The sequence below is a fragment of the Paenibacillus thalictri genome (assembly GCF_004307995.1).
Classification (GTDB): domain Bacteria; phylum Bacillota; class Bacilli; order Paenibacillales; family NBRC-103111; genus Paenibacillus_AF; species Paenibacillus_AF thalictri.
In genome coordinates this window covers 1-3,915 of sequence record NZ_SIRE01000062.1, presented here as the reverse complement: position 1 = coordinate 3,915, position 3,915 = coordinate 1, and the positions used below count along the sequence as shown (strand labels likewise).

The 3,915-nt window shown below is 50.1% G+C and carries 2 protein-coding genes; both read left to right on the top strand.

Annotation, left to right across the window (positions count from 1 at the left end):
* The coding region (locus tag EYB31_RS40575) for a hypothetical protein (protein WP_165452852.1) at nt 1-236 on the top strand (236 nt) is incomplete at its 5' end.
* A 900-nt stretch (nt 237-1,136) separates the two neighbouring features.
* A partial coding sequence (locus EYB31_RS39795; protein WP_131019128.1) for an S-layer homology domain-containing protein occupies nt 1,137-3,915 on the top strand: 2,779 nt, incomplete at its 3' end.

Sequence of the window (3,915 nt, the reverse complement as noted above, 5' to 3'; positions counted from 1 at the left end):
AATTGACCGACAACATGCTGGTAAGAGACAACGGCGCGGGCTACAACGACAACAATATCTTGAAACTGAGCTTCTACATCTCGGATATTGAAGGAACCAACCCGAAAGCCGTAACGATCAACGCCGACACAGGCAAAATCCAATACACTGGCGCACAAGGCGATGTAACAAGCTTCAAAGTGAACGTCGTCGCACCAAGCGGAGTCATCTCCACATTTGACGTCAACGTAAAATAATGAGGCATGATGCGGGGTAAGCAGCAGCTTGAACCCGCAGCACTGCGCGGCCCCGGTCAATTCGACCGGGGCTGTTTTTTTATGCCCTGCGGGATAATCGCTGAGAATAGGACTAGCCAATAACAAAGGTTCCCTTGCGAGAAACAAACGTCAATAAAAAGGATCGGCTAAGTAGCCAAGGTTACACGCAGTATTCATTAACCTAACTAAAGCACTTGATACGATGAGAGCCGAACTGAGTAGACGTGGATTCGGCCAATTCAACGGCACGTGCTATGCCGGGGCCTTCCTACAAACACAACTGCTGGATGTCAAAGCGGTGCATTTTATGGCGATGTTTTGCTATAGGTTTTGCTACCGGGGTACGTCTGCCACGCGAGGTTGCCGGACTACGTCAGCAATTGAGACGCTAAGTTCGGCCAACCCAGCCGCGCGCAGCGCCAGTTGGGTTCATTTTTTAAGCTGGGGGCCAACTCGATAGTAGAGCCAAGGAATGAGCCTGGGGTGGAAAAGCGAAGCGGCCGCGTTTAAAATCTTGGCCCGACCCTCTTCCAATTTCAATTCAAGGGCCATGATTTTAATTGGCGGTTGGAACCCCAGGCTCATTCCCACCCAACGCGCCTGAAGTATCTTTAAGCGCCGAGTCCTATCGTTCCCACCCAACGCGCCTGAAGTATCTTGCCAATGACATTCCTTCCATGGGAGATTCTTTGCGATGACTCGGCGGATGAAATCATAGTATACTCATTCATGTAGCAAGCGAGACGCGATAGTGATAGACGAGCTGATAGATCCGATGCCCCACCGACAGGTTGACAGGTTGCATCACTCGTACAATTCGTGCTTGCTTTTTGTTTTGCCCAAATCAAAAAAATCCCACTACATGGAGGTACTTCACATATGAAAAAGAGCCTATCCACGATTTTGTCCTTGGCTGTTGCCTTTTCGATGTTTTCTTCGATGGCCCTTGCAGCGGCACCGAAATCGACCGGCGATTTCACGGACTTGAAAGACCTGGACACAGCAACGAAGGCAAAATTCGATACGATGATTTCCGCCGGCATTTTTGATGGTGTGAAAGAAGGCACGTTTGGTCTGACCGACAAAATGAACCGTGCGCAGTTTGCAAAAGTGGCCGCGTTGGTGTTCGAACTGCCAGTAGACAACACGTTAAAAACATCCAGCTTCGCTGACGTGAAAGCAACCGACCCGGCTAACGGCTACGCGCTTCCTTATATCGAAGCGATCGTCAAAGCAGGCTTGACGGACGGTGTGGCAGCGGACAAATACGATCCGGCCGGCGAAGTGACCAGAGAACAACTGGCTACCTTCCTGGTTCGCGGCTTAGGCCAAGAAGAAGCGGCGAAAAAAGCCGAAGGCGTCAAAGACGACACCGTGTCCGATTGGGCGAAAGGTTACGTAACTGTAGCGCTTCAAGATAAACTGCTGGAAAACGGCAAAGACGGCAAATTCGGCGGCACCACCGCGGCAACACGCGATCTGCTGGTGCTTTCTTCATACGAAGCCAAACAGCAATATGTTCCGCATTTTAACGGCCAATACGCGATTGCATCCTTAAAAGCAACCGACGCGAACCAAATGACCGTGAAATTAAACGGCGCAGTAGAAGATACTTCCCTTGTACACTTCGACGTTCAAAAGAACGGCGCGGCAGTAAACGGCGGTTACGAAGTGAAATGGGACGACAAAAAAATGACAGCTACCTTGGTGTTCGACAGCAAGTTTGACGACTCGAACTGGACCGTTACATTAAGCGGCCTGAAAAACATCGACGAAGCGAACAAAACAGCCAAAGTAGCAACAAACAAAGAAAAAATCGAAAAAATCGAGTTCCTGACTTCCAGCGACACACTGCCAAACAACCCTGGCAAAAAATTGCGCGTTGACTTCAAAGCTACCAACCAATACGGCGTAAAAACACAAATGCCGGCCAGCGAATTCGACGTGTTTACAAGCAACGGCACGATCACGCCAATCGGCGGCGAACAAGCTTTTTACCTGACGCTTCCAGAAGGTTTGGACCGCAACAGCGTAATCGCCTTGACGATCATCCATCAAGACAGCAACAAACAAGTGAACAAATCGTTTACGTTGGGTGACAAGAGCATCGTATCCAAAGTGGAAGTTGGCGACCTCTTGAACAGCTCCGGCAACAAAGTGGAGTCGATCGACGCGAACGGTTATGCGTACTTGGATACCAAAGTATATGACCAATACGGCCTGCGTATCGAAAACAAAGACGAGTTGAACCAAGGTGTCACTGTAACCATTCCTGACGGTGACTTGGCCAAAGGCAACGAAGGCGACACCGGCGCTTACGTGGACAACGCGATCGGCGACGACGCAGCGGACTTGAAACTGCGCTCCGTATCGGATAAAGCCAAAGAAATTACGATCAGCGTTTACGCTAACGGCACCGGCGAATCCGTAACGAAGAAAATCGCCATCGGTGCAACTCGTGTGCCTAACACACTTGAATTCGGCGCCTACAACTACAACTTGGCTAAAGGCGACGTACCGACAGGCGACGATGAAGTCGACGGCAAAATGTACGTGCCAATGGTCGTGAAAGACCAAGCGGGCAACGTGCTGACCGGTCAAGATATCTATGACAACAAAGACAAATTTACGATCTTCGCGAGCGGCGGCATCAAGCTCGCTGACCAGCCGATCTCGAACTCCGGCGTGCACAAAGGGATGATCGCGATCCAAAGCGCAGATAACAAAGGCGCCGCATCGATCACCGTGCAACTGAAGGACAACCCATCGGCAAGCACGAAGCTGGACATGAACGTATATGACGAACGCAAAGCCGACGGTATTAAGTTCTCCACAACACCGAAAAAATATATGATCGCCGGCACTGACAATGAAATGAAGCTGAAGGTGTACGACCAATTCGGCAGCGAAATGAAATACGACACCAACGGCCAATTCCTCGTCAGATATTCGCTCACAGCGAACAGCGGCGACGCAGCAAGCTTGGGAGCAACGAGCCTGGCAAGCAAGCAAAGAGTGGACCAAAACGATGCCACATCGGCCCGTAAATACGTGATGCAGCCAAGCACGATCGGCACAGCACTCACGAAAGACTTTACACTGGCGAAAAACTCGTCGGATAGCGTAGACAGCATCTTCGACAAATCGTTCAAATTCTACACGACGGATTTGGCAAAATCGGCATCCTACACGTTCAAAGCAACCTTGTACAAACAAGATGCGGCTGGAACAGCTACAATCGCCGATAAGAAATACGTCGAAGTGAACAACCTGTCGACAACGATGGAAGTTTTGGATCCAAACAACGTAAACAACAAAATTTCCTACGAAGCCTACTTGGATAAATCCAACAACACCTTGCTGGCCACCGACGATTACTTCAAAGCCGGGGACGCAGCGGGCGGAGCAGCGAAGAACGTGTACGACAACTACAAAGGATTCGCTAAAGAAGTAAAAGTTAAAGCGAAAAACAGCAGCGGCGAAGAAGTAGCGGTACCGTCAAACATCGTGTCCGTTTCTTCGAGCGATACCCAAGCGGCTGACGTAGCGGGCAACTGGGTAGTTGGCGTCAAAGACGGCACATCGAAAATTACAACAGTGTTCATGGACGGCAAACAAAACATGATCAGCAGCTCGCTGGATGTAACGTCGAAAAAAG